This is a genomic window from Varibaculum sp. C0165D1 (genome assembly GCF_056590355.1).
Genome location: NZ_JBWPVY010000001.1, coordinates 362,635 through 376,478 on the forward strand (window position 1 = coordinate 362,635; position 13,844 = coordinate 376,478).

The window sequence follows — 13,844 nt, forward strand, 5'->3', positions numbered from 1 at the left end:
CCTTTAGTTTTTATTATATAGAAACCTGCTCCCCATTCCTGCTCGTATAAATGATGAACGGTAAATGACCCACACAATTACCATCGAAGCACCGCCTAGCGTGGTGGAGATTTGAAGCGTCCCAGGTTTTGTTCCTAGGTTTTTTGGTTTTTTGAGAGGATTGTTTTATGCCTAGGAAGTATTCGCAAGAGTTTCGCAATCGTGCTGTCGGGTTGGTCTTTGACCGGCTTCGGGATGATCCTGGTGTTTCGAGAGCAGCGATTATTAGTGATACCGGGTTAAAGCTTGGCGATAGTCGTGAATCATTGCTTCGCTGGGTGGTTCAAGCCGAGATAGACCAGGGACAAAGACCCGGACTTAGCCTGGAAGAGTCTGCCGAGATAAGGCGTTTGCGTAAGGAAAATGCGGAGCTGAAGCGTACTAACGAGATTTTGAAGCTCGCATCGGTTTTTTCGCGAAAGAGCTCGACCACCCCGCGATAGCATGATTGCGTTTATCAATAAGTATCGTGATTGTTTCTTACTCGAGTTTATTTGCCGGGTTATGAGCGAACACACGGTTGGGGGTTTTATTACTCCGCGTGGTTACCGGGCGGCAAAGTCAAGAAAAGTGTGTGCTAGGCGATTAAGAGATGTCGTGCTAGTAGAGGAAATCGTGAAGATTTTCGATGATACCTTCCGGGTCTACGGGATTCGTAAAATCTAGTTGGAAATCTATTGGATTTCCCTACCGTTTCCTTGACCTCGCCAATACGAGCAAGCTCGGTATTGTTCTCGGTCTGCGTCACGGTGGCGTGCTACGGGTCCGGGCTGGCTGGGATATCGGGCGGGAACAAACTGGTAGATTGATGCGTTTGGCCCGGATTTGTGGGGCACGTAGGGGACGCAGACCAGTTACTACCCGTCCTTCTAAAGCCTCTGATACGCGCCCGGATCTCGTTAATCGCCAGTTTAAGGCAGATAGGCCTAACAGGTTGTGGGTAGCAGATATTACCTATGTTCGTACTCTGTCTGGTTTTGTTTATACCGCGTTCGTAACCGATGTGTATTCTCGAAAAATTGTGGGCTGGGCTACCCAGTCATCAATGAAAACCGAGGTACTGCCCCTGCGCAAGAATTCGAGCAGGCCATAGCCCTAGCAAAAGACAATCTTGCAGGTCTGGTGCATCATTGCGATCACGGTAGCCAGTACACCTCCATTACCTATAACGACAAACTTACTGATTACGGGATAAAACCTTCTACTGGGACCGTGGAAGACTCCCACGATAACGCCCTGGCAAAGACCGTAAATGGTTTATATAAGAGCGAACTGATCTATTCGCAAACCAGGGAAACCCTCTCCGAGGTCGAGTTCGCCACCATGAACTGGGTTTACTGGTGGAACAATATCCGCCTTCACGAATCCCTGGACTATTCCACACCCGAGGAGGTTATAACCCGATACAATCAAACCCACGCTAAACAACTAGCACCCACATAAGAAGCGGAACAAAACCTGGGACGCTTCAGTTCTCAAAAATGTGACAGCACAAATCACACGCGTCAACTACTTTGAAAGGCTGCTGAAATTTCTCAATACCAAGGTCTTGGAAATGCTGTGCGAGGAGGGGCTTATCGCTGGCCATCATAATTAAATTGTGCGGTTGACGACACGGTAGGCATCCTGGCCGATCCGGAACTTCTTATCCACACGGTGACTAAGTTCCTCTGCAATGACGACCACTGGGGTAACGGTTGCAAGGAGTTGACGGTTCTTATCCTCAACGAGGTAATAGCGCTCATTGAGCTTCTCAAGACCGTTCTTAAGATTGAAAATACCCAAAATGTCGACGATGAAGTAGTTCAACGTAGACATGATCCACTCGATCGCTGATTCCGCTTTTGTGTTCTTGTGCCTGTGCCGTAGTGGCAGGATGGTCGCATTCGGGAATACATGACGAATTGCCGCGTCGTACTTTGCCTGTTTGGATCCGGTAGATCCGTGTCCGGCAGCCACGTTTTCCAGATCAACCGGTACTCGCATCTTCGCATCTGTAGTAGAACCAGGCGCTTCGTCAAGTAGGTAGTCAACGCGACATCGAACAACACAGACATGGCTTTGAGGTTATCGATATCTGGATAGCCTTTTCCGGATTCCCATTTCGTGACTGCTTGCCTCGAGACATGAATTCTCTCAGCGAGTTCTGCTTGCGAGAACCCGAGGTTAGTGGGGCATTCCTTAATGCGTTCTGCCAGTGCTATAATCATCCTTTCTCTTCGATCGGTTTAATACTATAAGCGTCTACCGCGTCGGAGGCAGCCGCAAGCGATCACATGGCTACGCGGGATTTCCTACCAGCTACCGATGGTTGCCACCTGCGTGACCAGCATAAATACTGCAACATTGTGAGGACTCGATGGCTCAAGATAGAGCAAACTGAGGCGGCAGACGCGTCCGAGCGGGCGCGAAACCCGACCCGCTCAATGAGAAACTGACAAAGGGTCTGATTGCGACTCGCTTGGAAGGACCGCTAGCGAGCCCTTTCGATTTCGAGGGCACAGATGTTGGTGATGGCGCGGTGCTTGCTGGTGAGGTGATGCCGGAGCCTTCTGAGTATCTGTCGGAGGTTCAGCGTGATGGCAAGCCACTGGGCGCGGACATTGTGTATCGAGAGACGTGGCGGTGGCTTGATGAGCGTGGCTGCACAAGGTTTGTTTCTAAGCGTCTGATTGAGACCTACGCCCAGGCTTTCGCCCGGTATGTGCAGTATGAGCAGGCGATTTCCAAGTTTGGTTTGCTCGGCAAGCACCCGACCACGGGGGCTGCTATCGCTTCCCCGTTCGTTGCGATGAGCCAGTCTTTTGGTAAGCAGGCGAATGTGTATTGGTATGAGATTTTTGAGATTGTGCGGGCTAACTGCACTAGTGACTATTCGGGTGCGGCTCCTGGTGATGAGGTTATGGAGCAGTTGTTGAAAGCACGCTCGTAGATGCGTCCTCGTTGTTTACCGGGGGTTATTTGGAGCGTTTTGTTGCGCTGAAGCCTGCCCCTAGCGCGATTCCGACTCCTGTGCCGATTGCTACCCCTAAGGCGATATCGTCCATAATGAACCCAAAGATAGTGCCGGTCATTATCCCGGCAATCATTCCATAGGCCACGGCTTTAGCATCGCCGCCGGAAGGCTCTGGCGGATTAGGTTTACTCGTTTCGTCTTGCACGAATCCCAGTATCACACATTTGGGTATTAACCCGCCCATCACGAGTGGATCTCGCCCGATATTAGCTGGCCCCGTATCAGAAATGTAGCTGCTGATGGACATGAGGGCGACTATTACAGACTAACTGGTGGGGTTATTCCATAAAGATAATTTTTGCCACTCTTGAGGTATTCCCATTTCTGTTATTGATCGGGATTCTAGAGGTAAGTATTCAGACTCAATGAGGTGGCGGACTTTGTTCGACCAACTGGTTCCCGGAGAAATCTGGCGCAGTAGGAAAGACATGACCAGGATTGCACCGAAAAGACGGTCGCTTTGGCCTTTAGGAAGAGAGAAAAGATCGGTGATTGTACGCAACGCGTTCGTTGATGCAGGAGTGAGATACCTGTTCCATAACCTGCCATGGTGGGCACATATATTACGTAGCACCGTAAGCTGTTCACACCAGCGAGCCAAAGGATCTTGCCTATAGTAGCTGCCTTTCTGCTTAGCGGTGAGCCTATCTGGATCCACGACCAGCCCTAGCGATTCAGAGATGGCGCGTTGATCGTCAAGCACCATCCCGTCAAAGAGCTGCGAAATATCCGAAAAATCGAGTGCTTCGACTAAAACCCAAATCGGATATTCACCATACTTGCTGGCATAGTGTTTTATCGCGGTATCACGTTTCTTTGCTCTTTCGACTCGGGCAAGCGCCGTATCCAGCCAGGCGCTGTGATCAAACTCCGGACGAAAAAATGCGGGATTCAGATAAGACAATGCATCTGTGAGAGCTAGTCGATCACTAACGCGGGCACGCAAACCTACTTCGATACGCTCCATACCATCGTGAATGAGTGTCCGAAGTTTGCGGTCGAACTCATACAATTGAGCAATATCGCTAAACGATGTTTTCGTCTCAAATATATCGAGACGGTGAGGTTTTTTCGGATCTGCATCTGCGGGCAGCACCCTGTAAGAATACCAATAGCCAGAAAGGCGGTAATAAGACACGTTCGCGAGCCACTGCCGGGCAAGCGACTCATCAAGCGCCATCCCGCGCTCACGTAAAATTTCAATCTGCTGATCAATGATCGTTGCCGGTTTCAGAACAGCCACCTGCACTCCTCCTTACTGGCAGAAAGAAATCCAGCCCGTCTGCAACCAAAAGTCACAGCGGGCTGAACGATTAATATCAGGCTATCACACGCAACCGACGGTCTTCTAGTCGCGAATGTTAAAACGCTGGATTACCCACGAAGTAATCAAGCTATCAGCAAACACGCCATTGACGCGCAGATAGCAGCCAAAAACGCCAAAGCCACCGCGATAAAAACCGCCTACTCCCAGCTAGCTGACAAACCCATCGAACACTTCCAGTCCTGTCAATGGAATGCCCTGATCGACCACACAGCTGCCAGCGCGAAGGTTACGCTCGCAGAAGGGTATACCCTTATTCCTAACTAACGCGCGATCAGGCATTTTTTACGATGTGACAATACTTTTATCGCAGAAAACTAATTGTTAATACTTTAAGTCTGGGTATTTATTTTTTACGCCTCGATTTACTAAACTTTGAGCATCTCAATACATAGAGGACAATACGTAAGGAGCGTTGAATCATGGCAAAAAATACATCCATACGGATAGTTGCACTTATTGCAGGCGTGTTATTGCTCACTTTAATAATCGTTGCTATTTTTGTTCTCCTTGATAGAAAAATTGATTCTGAGCAGGAAGAATTTGCGATAAATTCTTCCTGGGTATACGACGAGTTAAACAGCGGTGACCAGCTTGACACTACATATGCAAATAAGGAACCTCTTTACCTTTTCGCTTCTCGTGACTTACTCGAGACCGGTTATGACTTCACTCAATGCAAACCCGGCAGCGATAGCTTTAGCACCCATGATTCACATTTCAATCTTCCGTCAAGTTCCGGAGCCGCATTATTCCTGGTAGCGGAGTTTGACCCCGCCGTTTCTAAGGATGCAAAACTGAGCTGTAAATCCATTCCAGAAAAAGGTCAGTTAGCGGTTGGGTTCCAAAAGGAAAAGGAGAAATAAGACAATATCATTCTAAGTTTACTGACCTAAAACCAACACCACTGATCCACCGTTAACGCCGGGTCACAGAGGCGCATTTTTCATCTCCGTTAGCGAGTTAAACCCCCAAAACTTTTTTAAACAGGGAAGACATGACACCGAGTAACGCAAAACCCCAACCCTGTAACGGCCTAAATTACAGAAAAACTATCAATCAAACCTACAGCAGACGCATTTCCTTTGGCTAACATGCGTGACCTAAACAATGTCGAGGTAGGGTATAACACCTAATAGCTGAAGCGCAGCTAATACCGTAACTAATGCCGCTGCAATTCCCAGGAAAAGCTGCAAGCACATTTGCCTATTAGCTAAACGTAAACGTTGATATAGAGTACGTTTTCGTCCAGTTTTTTTATCTTTAGCATTAGGCATTTCAAGCCAAGAAACAGTGCAGAAAAATACCGCTAAACATCCAAACAAAATAAACTCAACTATTAACTTCACCATTTGAGTATCTTTCTGTAACTCCCGCCATCTAGAACGCCTGTTTAGCCATGTCTACACAACTCTTTATTCCGATTATGTCTGGTATGCCCTCTTTATATTTCGCATTGATTTCACAGTGTTTGTGAATACCTTAACGTGTTTTATTATCGTCAAAAAGCGCGCCCTACTTGTACCACCAAGCTTTGAGCGAGGTAAGAGCCTTCCGCACAGGGACTGCCGAACCCTAAGAGGAACGCAAGCGGGTATCGCAACTACAACGAGCAAGAAGTTCTGCTACTCACTCAAATTTTATCAACGACATTATTCCTGCCGGGGTTTAGCGGGCTAAATGTTTCGTGAGATAACAGGCGAATAGCTGAGGATGGGTGGCGTGCCACTGGTGCCCTGCACCTTGGATAACCTCTAGGTGAGCTGTGGGGATAAGGCTTGAGATTTTACGGGCTGCGGGAAGGTTTGCTTTATCTTTACTGCCGCAAACCACAGTTACGGGCACGGATAAGGCTGGAAGCTGCGAAGTGAGGTCTAAACCTTTCAAACTATCGAGCACGTCCACCAGCTCAGGTTTGCTAAGCTGCGGCGGACAGACCCATTTCGTTGGTAAAACTCGCATTAGTGCCTTTTGCAGACTCATCAACATTTTTGGGGGTTTAGCTTGCGGAGCTGAAACAAACAGTGAAGACACCTTATCTGGATGGGTGATCGCGATATTTAAAGCAATCACTGCACCCAACGATAACCCGACCAAGTGAACTGGTTCGGTCAGCGAGTCAACAATCTGGGTACATACGTCTTCGAGCGACCAGCAAGCCAGCGGCGGTTTCGTTCTCAAAACGTCTAAAGATATGCACTCGGTTTGTGGTAGCTGTTTTATTACCGGGTTCCAAATATCACGGATTTCACCCAACCCGTGCAGAAACACGACCTCTTGGGCATCATTCATTTACGCAGCGCGAAAAAACCTGCAACCAGGCTAGTTATCAGAAAACCAGCAGCATTTCCGATAGCGGTGACCGGCGAAATCACGTGTGTGAACCCGAAAACAGCAAAACAGATAGCTGCAATTAATAGCCCAACGGCTACCAACATTAACCAGTTACGCACTCGCGCATTGTTCTTTCCCATATATGCCCTTTCAATTTTACGTGCTCGTTCACTGATTATCCCATAACTGTCGTTACCGGAAAGAGAGGGAAATGCCTGTGGCTGATTCGTCTTTCGGTTTGCAGATTGGCCTTGAAAGTGAGCTAAAGAAGAACCCATACCGACACCACTAACACAGCGTTATTTGCGAGTCAGAAAGACGCATTCTTCATCTCCGTTAACGAGTTAAACCCTAAAACCCTACCCGAACCGGGAAAACACGATACTGGGTAACACAAAGGGGCACTTATCAGAACTGACGTCCTAGCGAAAAGTAGTTGCTAGGCCTTTATGTATGCGGTAGTATGTTATGCAAGGAACATGGTTAAGCAAGGAGGGGCTGGTGTCTGAGTCACAGTTACGCAAGGGCGCTGTTGAACTGATTGTCCTTGGATTGCTTTCGTCTCATCCTTCTTACGGGGGGCAGCTTGTAGAGCGTTTTCGTGAGGAAGCGGGGTTGGAGATTTCGACGGGTACGTTATATCCACTGCTTGCGCGGCTACGTAAATCAGGGTTGGTAGTTACGGCTTGGGAGGAGTCTCCGATAGGGCCGCCGAGGAAGATTTATAAGCTCGCAAAATCTGGGAAGAATCGCTTATTGCAGATGCGCCGCGAGTGGGAGGCGCTTGATTGTGCTGTGAAGCGAACAACGCAGAAAGGAATACAGTAATGAAGTGGTTCGGTAAGGACGCAGAAGGGCAGGCGCGAGTTTTGGGGATGCCTGTCTCCGGGCTATGGTTAGGGCGCTCTGATGCTGCGTTGGATGGTTTTGAACCAGAGAATCCGCGCTTGTTCATTCCTCGAAAATACGGACTGGGTTGGGACATTAATCTGGGTGCTATTGGTGTGCGTTTAGGGCTAATTCGGCCCGATGATTCTCTACCGGACTTGGCCAACTATGTACCCACACGTCTAAAGCGAGGCATTAAGCTCACCACTATTGCTGGCGGGATTGGGGTTGCGTTCTTGGCGGTACTCGTTAGTCGCAAGGAGCAGGTTCTCCTCCAGCGCTCAACACGCGGAGCGTCTGAAAAATTTATTACCGGCAAGCAGGCTGCGCTAGCTCCAGTGGTTTTAACGACTGTTGCAGCACTAGCGCCACAGGTCTTCCGACGCGATGACCCAGAATCCGAAGATGCCGTGCGTTTGGCTAATCAGGCTGATCTGATGGGCGTTGAAGCCATGTCCATAGCCTGGCTTGCAGCAATGCGCCGGGCTGGCGACAAGCAGGAAATGAGCCGCCGGTCGATGGTGCCCATTGTTGCTTTATGGCCCCTCGTTGCTGGCGCTTGCCAACTCGCTTATGTAAAAACCGCGTTAGCCAGGATAAAAACCCGGCTACAGAATTCAGGAGACAAGCAATGAACCCTATAGATAAACTGTTGGATCTGCCGACCCCAGCATTAATAGGAGTTTGCATCCTTATAGGAGTGCAACTGATAGCGGTGGTCTGGTCTTTAATTTGTCTGCTGCGCGATAAGCGAACTCACATTGCCGGCTTAAATCGCCTAGTGTGGCTCTTGGTTATCCTCTTTGGCCAACTGATTGGGCCAATCGTCTTTTTGGTTATGTACTTTCACGAACAAAGACAGCTTAAGGTCCAGCGTGAATATGAACAGAAAGCTACAGCCAAGCATCACCAGGTTGATGCGAGTTCAGTGGTAAGCAAGCTGTATCTGAAGGAATGAACATGGATTTAGCAGTCTGTACTAAAGATTTGTCCAAAACCTTCGGTAAGCACCAAGTACTAACCAACATAAACCTTCGAGTTCCTACCGGCTCCTGTTATGGGTTTGTGGGAGCTAACGGGGCTGGCAAAACCACCACCATGAGGATCCTTGCAGGACTGGCCGGAGCCAGTAGTGGCAGCGCCACCGTGCTGGGAGTTAGTCGAGGCAAACTTCCGGTCAAACCGATCCCTGGCGTGTCTTACCTGACTGATGCCCCCCAGATTAGCCCCTGGCTTAGAGCCAAGGATGCACTCATCACTCTCGCCCGCCTTGGTGGAATCTCCCCAGACCTTGCAGCCGAAAGAAGCGACGAACTACTCAATCTGGTTAACCTCGACAAAGCCCCCGGAAGAATCGGCTCCTTTTCTAGAGGCATGAAGCAACGGATGGGAATAGCAGCAGCACTCGTTACTGCCCCGAAACTACTACTGATAGACGAACCAACCAGCGCTCTTGACCCGATCGGGCGAGCAGATGCTCTGGCGCTACTACGCGAGTTAACCGGGCAGGTAACGATAGTATTTTCCTCCCACATCCTCAGCGATGTCGCTAAAGTCTCTACCCACGTGGGGATCTTGCATCGCGGTAGCCTGCTCGCTCAAGGACAGTTAGGCGAGCTGGTCAATCAGCAAACTAAACACGTTACCCTTGATGTCACGGTGCGTTCAGACGTTGCCACCGCCGTGGCTAAGGCTATCTACAGCCTCGATTCTGCCGCAAAGATTCACCCCACCTTTACCGGCTTAGATGAACTTTTCACCAAACTAACTAAGGACGGCGGTAAAAAATCGTGAATACCTCGAGTTTCAGATTGATCTGGCGCTATCAAGCTGTATGGCTCCTACGCTCCTATGGGACATGGATTATAGGTGGGGTATTCGTTGTCCTTGCTCTCACCCAAGGATTGTTTACCCAATACACGCCGCGAATCATCAGATTTCTGGCCGGATCAGAAGTAACCACGCTAATACAGTCACTACCAGAACCCTCCTGGCAGCAATCCTACGCGGGATGGATAAAGAACCTTACCCAAATTCTTACCGTAATCCTGGTTGCAATGAACTCTTTTCGTTGCAGCGTGCTTACCGGCAATGGTGACATTCCTTTTATTTTCCCTGGTAGCGTGCAGCGCTCTCACTACCTCATCAGCTTTGCTATCAGCAGCTGGCTATCTACCCTATTCCTTGCAGTCTTCAGCGCTACCCTGGCTTGGGCAGGAACATCACTGTTATTCCCAGGCGCTAATCCCGCCCCGATCATATTGGCTAGTTTGGTATGGGCGCTACAAATCATTCTCATTCACGCAACACAAACGGTCGCAGCCACTTTTAAACCAGGCATCGGCATGCCCCTTGCGGCCGGATTCGGAGCCTACCTACTAATAACAATGTCAGCGATATTTATCCAGGAGGGCAACAAAACTCCCCTTGGCCTCGCCCCCATAATCAACAACCTCGCTCAAGACACACTCGAGGCACCTTGGCTCTGGCCAATCACCAGCAGCCTACTGCTAATCATTGCGCTGCTTTTCACCGCCACTTACGTATACAACAGAGTAGAACTTAACTAAAAGCCAAACACGGGCAACGCAAATAGATCCGATTCAAAAATAGAAATAGAACCACCATCACAAGCACGGGAGGGCACGCCACCTGCCATCCGTTAGCGAGTTAAACCCCAAAATCATATTCGAACAGGGAAAACACGATACTGGGTAACACAAAATCCAAACCCGCTAACGCAGGCGATTTTTCACACCCCCCTAAGCGATACTCGCTAACGCAAAAGGGTACTTATCAAATCCGACGTCTAAGTGGATATTAAGACGTCGGATTTGATAACAGCTGCTTGAGATTAAGAATCCTTGTTGAACAGGGATTTTATTGTTTCTGAGGGAAGTTCATTCGGTCTCAGGTTGCACTTCTTCCCGTTCTGGGGCCGTTCTCAAGCCTAACTCCGGTTAGCTCTTGGCGCTCAGGGGGTGTGGCTTTCGGTTTCCGTTAGCGGGTATCAACTAAGGGGGGCGTTGCTCTTTCCACAGTCCTCTTTGTTTGCGTAGAATAGTGAGGATTGTAATGACTTTTAGGGTCGCTAACTTAACTACCTTCTTATTTAGGTGAGGGAGGCGTGAATGGAAGCGGAACCTGAGAAGACGACGATGGATTTCTATAACATGTCGGATTTTCTGCGTGGCCAGTCATCGAAGATCATCACGAAGCTGTCCGAGGAAGATGAGGCGGCTTTTGTGTTGAAGAATGGCAGACCCATGGCGGTGTTGATGTCGATTGACCGGTATGAGCGGTTGATGAAGGCCGGCATAGACATCACTGATTACTAATATTACTTTCTACGAGGGATTTTGGATGGCAGTGAAAAAGACAGAGCTTTACTCGTTGCTGTGGGAAGCAGCTAATAAGCTTCGTGGAGGGGTGGAGCCTGCTCGCTACAAGGACTATGTGCTGACCCTGTTGTTCTTCAAGTACGTGTCCGACCGGTACAAGGGTCAGCGCTACGGCGATTTCATCGTGGAAGAAGGCGCATCGTTTGATGACCTGATTGCCGCGAAGGGAAAGAAGGATATCGGTGAGCGCGTCGACAAGATCCTGTCCGCTTTCTTAGAAGAGAACCAACTGCAAGGTTCGCTACCAGACGTTTCGTTCAACAATGAGGACGAGCTCGGGCGAGGCAAGGAGCTGGTGGACAAGGTCACTGATCTGATTGCGGTCTTTGAAAACCCGGCGATTGATTTCAAGACCAACCGCGCGAGTGGCGATGACATCATCGGTGATGCTTACGAGTATTTCATGATGAAGTTTGCTCAAGAATCCGGTAAGAGCAAAGGTCAGTTCTACACCCCGTCCGAGGTGTCCCGAACCATGGCGCGGCTACTAGGAATCTCAAAAATCCAGCCCCGCAAAGGCCGCCCATGGACTCTATATGATCCTGCTGCTGGCAGCGGTTCTCTGCTGATTCGGGCAGCCGATGAGGCTCCAGTGAACCGTCAAGGCAATGCGATCGTGTCGATTTACGGTCAAGAGAAAGACAACTCGACGGCTGGTTTGGCGAAGATGAACTTGGTGCTTCACCAAAAGGGCACCGGCGAAATCAAAACGCACTCGACGTTGACGTCTCCCCAATACCTCGACGAATACGGGCACCTCCGCAAGTTCGACTTCATCGTGATGAACCCGCCGTTCTCCGATAAGTCATGGTCTGACGGCATCACGCCTGAAAACGATATTTACCACCGGTTCGATGGGTATGGGATACCGCCAGAAAAGAACGGCGACTGGGCCTGGTTCCTGCACGTGCTCAAATCACTGACCGAGGACGGTAAAGCAGCGATTATCATGCCGCACGGCATCTTGTTTCGAGGAAACTCTGAAGAGACGATCCGCAAGCAAGTCCTGGCACGCAAGTACATAACTGGCATCGTTAGCCTGCCGGCGAATCTGTTTTACGGCACTGGTATCCCCGCGTGCATCGTCATAGTCGACAAGGAGGACGCGGACGAACACGAGGGCATCTTCATGATCGATGCCAGCCAAGGCTGCAAGAAAGACGGCAACAAGAACCGGCTCCGCGAACAAGACATCGAACGAATCGTTCTGACATTCAATAACCGCCTCGAGGATGACGGATACTCCCGGATGGTCGGCTATGACGAAATCCTCGAGGAAAACGACGGCAACCTAAACGTCCCTCGCTACATCCAACGCTCAAACACCGAGCTCCCACAGGACATCGCTGCCCACCTTCAAGGCGGAATCCCAGCTGACGACGTCGACTCCCTGGATGAACTGTGGCAAGTAGCACCCAACCTGAAGCAACTCCTGTTCTCCCAACAACAATCTGGCAGGTTCTCACTCCTTCACGCCCCGGATGAACTAGCGGCAGAAATCACGACCGACGAGAGCCTGGCTGCGCAGAAGGTTATCGAATCCTCGGCGCTACTAGATGCGTGGGCACAAGCCTGCGCTAGGCCAGCACTTCTTGACGTGGGCAGCGACACAGACCCACGTATGATGATCCGTCAGATCGGGCAGGAACTCCTTGAACACTATGCAGCAGCGAAAGTACTCGACCCATTCGATGTTTTCGACGTGCTGATGAACTACTGGAACGCACTCCTGCAAGACGACATCTACATCATCAAAGCCTCCGGATATCAAGCAGGCCATGAAGTCGATTACACCTACAAGAAGAGCACCAGCAGCCAAAACACCGATACTGGCAAAGTTGAGAGCTTCGAAGGAATTCTCATCCCGGCAACACTCATCGAGGCAGAGTACTATCCCGAAACGCAGACGCTCTTAGCCAACCTCAACCGAGCAATTCTCGACATCGAAGCCGAACTAGAGGCACTACTGGAAGACCAGTCTGAAGAAGATACCCCATTTTCCGAAGTGCTCAGTGACACAGGGAAAGTCGTGGAAAAGGAGCTCACCGCTCGCCTCAAAATTCTCGACAGTATGAAAACATCAGCACAACTCAACATCCTGGATGAGTTACTCGAACACCTTGCCGCAAAACATAACACACGTGTCAGTTGGGTGCTCAAGCAGCATCCAGACATCGCAGACCTCGATTTATATGGCAAGACCGGAAAACCAATCAAGACGAAACTCACGGCAGCACGCCAGCAACTAGCATCATTCACGCCAGTACCGGAAGCCTACAAAGACGAATATGAAGCCCTAACTGGTTATCGGAACAAACTGGAACGGATCAAGGCTCTGAAGAAGCAAGCCAAGGAAGCCCGCGAACAACTCGATCAGAAGGTAATCGCGAAATATGACAAACTTACTGAAGACGAGATCAAGCACTTGCTATTCGACCGCAAATGGTTGGTTCATCTGGCATCCGAAATAGAAAGTCTCTTCGATCAACAAGTCAACGCCTACGCCACGCGAATCACCAACGTCGCCCGACGCTACGAACGTACCCTGCCTCGCATCCAAACCGCAGTTAATTATTCTCGCGAGTCGGTTTTGAATAGCCTAAAGAAAATGGGATACACATGGTAGTTCCTAGTAATTGGACGGTTTGCACGTTAAGCGACTTGGGGTCCGTGAAAATGTGTCGGCGAATCTTTAAAGATCAAACTAATGAGATCGGCCCTATTCCCTTCTACAAGATTGGAACGTTTGGGAAAGCGCCCGACGCTTTTATCTCAAAGCGGCTTTTTGAAGAGTACCGGTCTAAGTATTCGTACCCAAAACGTGGGCAGATCCTCATCTCTG

At 49.7% G+C, this 13,844-nt stretch carries 17 protein-coding genes and 3 pseudogenes; 13 read left to right on the forward strand and 7 right to left on the reverse strand.

The features are described from left to right. Positions 1-167: 167 nt before the first annotated feature. From AC1EKS_RS01565 to AC1EKS_RS01575, 3 genes are all read left to right on the forward strand, one after another. Positions 168-482 (forward strand): transposase, encoded by a 315-nt coding sequence (locus AC1EKS_RS01565; RefSeq protein ID WP_481009786.1) that lies wholly within the window; start codon positions 168-170, stop codon positions 480-482. A gap of 185 nt (positions 483-667) precedes the next feature. Continuing rightward, positions 668-1,132, forward strand: coding sequence for a DDE-type integrase/transposase/recombinase (locus AC1EKS_RS01570; protein WP_481009785.1), 465 nt, complete (start codon positions 668-670; stop codon positions 1,130-1,132). Between the two features lie 29 nt (positions 1,133-1,161). After that, the gene (locus AC1EKS_RS01575; protein ID WP_481009784.1) at positions 1,162-1,482 is read left to right on the forward strand and encodes an integrase core domain-containing protein; all 321 of its coding nucleotides are present in this window, start codon (positions 1,162-1,164) and stop codon (positions 1,480-1,482) included. Between the two features lie 150 nt (positions 1,483-1,632). Here AC1EKS_RS01575 and AC1EKS_RS01580 read toward each other — a convergent pair whose 3' ends face one another. Both AC1EKS_RS01580 and AC1EKS_RS01585 read right to left on the reverse strand, forming a co-directional pair. After that, the gene (locus tag AC1EKS_RS01580) at positions 1,633-2,025 is read right to left on the reverse strand and encodes a hypothetical protein (protein ID WP_481009793.1); all 393 of its coding nucleotides are present in this window, start codon (positions 2,023-2,025) and stop codon (positions 1,633-1,635) included. Between the two features lie 38 nt (positions 2,026-2,063). After that, positions 2,064-2,249, reverse strand: a pseudogene (locus AC1EKS_RS01585) (helix-turn-helix transcriptional regulator); the annotation flags it as partial. 149 nt (positions 2,250-2,398) lie between these two features. On the opposite strand from AC1EKS_RS01585, the pseudogene AC1EKS_RS01590 reads away from it, so the two are divergent. Continuing rightward, positions 2,399-2,971: pseudogene (locus AC1EKS_RS01590) on the forward strand (P27 family phage terminase small subunit). A 25-nt stretch (positions 2,972-2,996) separates the two neighbouring features. Here AC1EKS_RS01590 and AC1EKS_RS01595 read toward each other — a convergent pair. Together AC1EKS_RS01595 and AC1EKS_RS01600 are read right to left on the reverse strand one after the other, a co-directional pair. Beyond that, positions 2,997-3,302: a hypothetical protein gene (locus AC1EKS_RS01595; RefSeq protein ID WP_481009877.1), complete on the reverse strand. Its 306-nt coding sequence runs from the start codon at positions 3,300-3,302 to the stop codon at positions 2,997-2,999. An 18-nt stretch (positions 3,303-3,320) separates the two neighbouring features. Beyond that, a complete protein-coding gene (locus tag AC1EKS_RS01600; RefSeq protein WP_481009879.1) occupies positions 3,321-4,298 on the reverse strand; it encodes an Abi family protein in 978 nt (325 codons plus the stop codon). Positions 4,299-4,801: 503 nt separating this feature from the next. Here AC1EKS_RS01600 and AC1EKS_RS01605 point away from each other — a divergent pair. Beyond that, positions 4,802-5,245, forward strand: coding sequence for a hypothetical protein (locus AC1EKS_RS01605; RefSeq protein WP_481009881.1), 444 nt, complete (start codon positions 4,802-4,804; stop codon positions 5,243-5,245). A gap of 237 nt (positions 5,246-5,482) precedes the next feature. Here the strand turns inward: AC1EKS_RS01605 and AC1EKS_RS01610 are convergent, their stop codons facing one another. The 3 genes from AC1EKS_RS01610 to AC1EKS_RS01620 form a co-directional block, all read right to left on the reverse strand. Then, positions 5,483-5,731 carry a hypothetical protein gene (locus AC1EKS_RS01610; RefSeq protein WP_476466425.1) on the reverse strand — a complete coding sequence of 83 codons (249 nt, stop codon included), beginning with the start codon at positions 5,729-5,731 and terminating at the stop codon, positions 5,483-5,485. Between the two features lie 316 nt (positions 5,732-6,047). Continuing rightward, positions 6,048-6,671 (reverse strand): alpha/beta fold hydrolase, encoded by a 624-nt coding sequence (locus tag AC1EKS_RS01615; protein WP_481009900.1) that lies wholly within the window; start codon positions 6,669-6,671, stop codon positions 6,048-6,050. Further along, complete coding sequence (locus AC1EKS_RS01620) at positions 6,668-6,853, reverse strand: sodium:proton antiporter (protein WP_481010176.1); 186 nt, start codon at positions 6,851-6,853, stop codon at positions 6,668-6,670. Before AC1EKS_RS01620 ends, AC1EKS_RS01615 begins: the two co-directional genes overlap by 4 nt. A 361-nt stretch (positions 6,854-7,214) precedes the next feature. Here AC1EKS_RS01620 and AC1EKS_RS01625 point away from each other — a divergent pair, with 361 nt between their 5' ends. The 8 genes and pseudogenes from AC1EKS_RS01625 to AC1EKS_RS01660 form a co-directional block, all read left to right on the forward strand. Then, positions 7,215-7,541, forward strand: coding sequence for a PadR family transcriptional regulator (locus AC1EKS_RS01625; protein WP_481008983.1), 327 nt, complete (start codon positions 7,215-7,217; stop codon positions 7,539-7,541). Beyond that, complete coding sequence (locus tag AC1EKS_RS01630) at positions 7,541-8,236, forward strand: DUF5808 domain-containing protein (RefSeq protein WP_481008982.1); 696 nt, start codon at positions 7,541-7,543, stop codon at positions 8,234-8,236. The genes AC1EKS_RS01625 and AC1EKS_RS01630 overlap by 1 nt, the downstream gene beginning before the upstream one ends. Then, positions 8,233-8,559, forward strand: a complete 327-nt coding sequence (locus tag AC1EKS_RS01635; RefSeq protein ID WP_481008981.1) for a PLD nuclease N-terminal domain-containing protein — start codon at positions 8,233-8,235, stop codon at positions 8,557-8,559. The genes AC1EKS_RS01630 and AC1EKS_RS01635 overlap by 4 nt, the downstream gene beginning before the upstream one ends. A gap of 2 nt (positions 8,560-8,561) precedes the next feature. Beyond that, positions 8,562-9,395, forward strand: coding sequence for an ABC transporter ATP-binding protein (locus AC1EKS_RS01640; RefSeq protein ID WP_481008980.1), 834 nt, complete (start codon positions 8,562-8,564; stop codon positions 9,393-9,395). Positions 9,396-9,658: 263 nt separating this feature from the next. Next, positions 9,659-10,171, forward strand: coding sequence for a hypothetical protein (locus AC1EKS_RS01645; RefSeq protein ID WP_197413802.1), 513 nt, complete (start codon positions 9,659-9,661; stop codon positions 10,169-10,171). Positions 10,172-10,732: 561 nt separating this feature from the next. Next, positions 10,733-10,939, forward strand: coding sequence for a type II toxin-antitoxin system Phd/YefM family antitoxin (locus AC1EKS_RS01650; protein WP_071128397.1), 207 nt, complete (start codon positions 10,733-10,735; stop codon positions 10,937-10,939). Positions 10,940-10,964: 25 nt separating this feature from the next. Further along, complete coding sequence (locus AC1EKS_RS01655) at positions 10,965-13,628, forward strand: type I restriction-modification system subunit M (protein ID WP_481008979.1); 2,664 nt, start codon at positions 10,965-10,967, stop codon at positions 13,626-13,628. Further along, positions 13,622-13,774 (forward strand): annotated as a pseudogene (locus tag AC1EKS_RS01660) (restriction endonuclease subunit S); the annotation flags it as partial. The gene AC1EKS_RS01655 and the pseudogene AC1EKS_RS01660, both read left to right, overlap by 7 nt. Positions 13,775-13,844 lie beyond the last annotated feature (70 nt).